Genomic DNA, 1,539 nt, shown 5'->3' with positions numbered 1-1,539 from the left:
TCCGAACGTCAAGGCGACTTATGCAAGAAGCCCCTCGAGCTTCGACCGGACCGTCGAGCCGCCTTATGGCGAGAAGCCTGCGGTCGTCATTCCCGCCGTCTGGCAGGCCTCGCTCCCGAACGGCCTCAAGGCCTACGGGATCGAGGACGACGAGGTCCCCGTCGCCCGGTTCCAGCTGGCGATCGCGGGCGGGAGGCTGCTCGACGACATGGCCAAGCCCGGAGCGGCGAACCTCCTTGCCGAGATGCTGATGCGCGGCACTGCGCGGCGGACGCCGGCTGAGCTCGAGGACGCGCTGAAGTCATTGGGCGCGGCGATCCAGATCAGTGCCGAGGACGAGCATTTCGTGGTGAACGGCATCACGCTTGCCCGGAATTTCGAGAAGACGATCGACCTTCTCGAGGAGATATTGCTGGAGCCGCGCTGGGATCCGGAGGAGCTTTCACTCGAGAAGGCGGCCGTGGTGAGCGAGATCCAGAGCCAAAAGGTGGAGCCGAACGCGATCGCCGCCCGCGCCTTTGAGGTGGTGACGTTCGGCGACCAGCATATCTACTCCCGGAACGGCCTCGGCACCGAGCGCTCGGTGAACGCAATGACGATGGAGGATCTCAAGCGCTTTCACGCGGCGAACCTCGCCCCGAACATCGCCAGCTTCCGCATCGTCGGAGCGGTGGACCAGGCGCGGGTGAACGAGGCGCTGCGGGATCTCGGCGCCAGATGGCAGCGGCGGGAGGTGAACATCCCCTCCTATCCGGCCCCGCAGCCGCCCGCTGCATCGAAAGTCTATTTCTACGACCTTCCCGGCTCCAAGCAGTCGGTGTTCGCCTTCGGCTATCCCGCCGTCACCCGCGCGGACCCCAATTACTATCCGGCCGTGGTGATGAACTACATCCTCGGCGGCGGCGGCTTCGCATCACGGCTGACCCAGCAGCTTCGCGAGGGCAAGGGCTATACCTACGGCATCCGCGCCGGCTTCTCGGGCGGCGTGCGGCATGGCACCTTCGAGGTGACGAGCGGCGTCCGGTCGAACGTGACGCTCGAGGCGGCGGACCTCACCAAATCGATCCTGGGCGATTTCGGAAACACCTTTACCGATGCCGATCTCGATGTGACGAAGAGCTTCCTCACCAAGAGCCGCTCGCGTTCGTTCGAGACCGCGGACGCCAAGCTCCGCTACCTTGGTGCGATCAGCGACTACGGCCTTCCCGTCGATTATCCGCAGCGGGAGCAGGCGATCGTCGATGCGATGACCGTCCCGCAGATCCGGGATCTGGCGAGCCGCTACGTACGCCCTGGCGCGATGAATTACGTGATCGTGGGCGATGCGGCGACGCAGGCGAAGCGGCTGGAAGCGCTCGGCTTCGGGCCGCCAGTGATGCTGAATGAGACACTGGCGCGGTTCGACAAGTAGCGGGTTGACAGCGCCGGCAGCCTAAACTCTTCTCAAGGCATGCGGATAATTCTCTTCCTGCTCAGCCTGTTCGCGGCCGCCGGCACCGCCAACGCCGCCTATGTGATCGACACCGGCCCCGGAACGAG

Annotated in this window: 1 protein-coding gene; it reads left to right on the top strand. The window is 65.1% G+C overall.

Annotated elements, in window-relative coordinates; all coding sequences use genetic code 11:
• Positions 1-1,411, top strand: a 1,411-nt coding sequence (locus tag VF662_RS04900) for a M16 family metallopeptidase (protein WP_464138378.1), incomplete at its 5' end; no start/stop codon positions are given.
• Positions 1,412-1,539 lie beyond the last annotated feature (128 nt).

The organism is Allosphingosinicella sp., from assembly GCF_036387215.1.
Classification (GTDB): Bacteria; Pseudomonadota; Alphaproteobacteria; order Sphingomonadales; family Sphingomonadaceae; genus Allosphingosinicella.
The sequence above is the reverse complement of the archived record's forward strand: the minus strand, read 5'-3'. Positions and strand labels throughout refer to the sequence as shown.